Source organism: Cecembia lonarensis LW9 (assembly GCF_000298295.1).
Classification (GTDB): Bacteria; Bacteroidota; Bacteroidia; order Cytophagales; family Cyclobacteriaceae; genus Cecembia; species Cecembia lonarensis.
Genome location: NZ_AMGM01000294.1, coordinates 1 through 693 on the forward strand (window position 1 = coordinate 1; position 693 = coordinate 693).

1 protein-coding gene is annotated in these 693 nt (G+C 60.0%); it reads right to left on the reverse strand.

Translation table 11 applies throughout. The features are described from left to right. The coding region (locus B879_RS24205) for a hypothetical protein (RefSeq protein ID WP_238542248.1) at window positions 1-474 on the reverse strand (474 nt) is incomplete at its 3' end. Window positions 475-693: the final 219 nt, after the last annotated feature.

Below are 693 nucleotides of genomic sequence, written 5' to 3' on the forward strand. Positions count from 1 at the left end.
ATTGACCATCCACAAGATATCCAGCGACTGGTGTAGCCACAGATTGATGCTTATTTTCTTGGGGTTTGCTCCCCAACGAGCCGTCCATGTTGCCGGAGGACGACGTTGCGTGCGTACCTGCCAACCCGAACGGATGATTAATACCATCAAGAAGATGTTGAAGAAATGCTGCCAGGCCAGCCAGGCGGGAAATCCCACCGGCGCTCCTGGCGGTAGCTCAGTTTCCCCCGGATAGCGCGCAACGAAACTCTGGACGGGTTCCGTAGTCATCAACCACCGAGCGGTAAACACCGCGAGGGCCAAGACCACCAGTATTCCCACGGCCCACAGTGCTGCGCGTCCACCTCGACTGCGACGCAGCTTTTCCACTCTTCCGGTTTCCCGCCCAGGCGCGGACGTGTCCACCGGGTTTACGCTACCAACCGTCGTGTCCACACGTTCCACGACGGGTGCAGTTACGGGTTCAGCCGCCATTACGGCAGTTTTGACCCTTCCCTGTTCCGTATTTTCGCTTGCTCCAGCTGCGGGAAGGGTGGTGCGGGGTAGTCCGCGGCGTCCTCCTGCAGGGGCTGGAGCCGGAGTTTTAGCTGGTTCGGTGTGGGAAACACGACGTGCATCAGTCGGTTCCGAACTTTCGGTGGGGGCTGATGCATCGGTTGGTCGTGGCAAACCGCGACGCCTCGCCGGCGCATC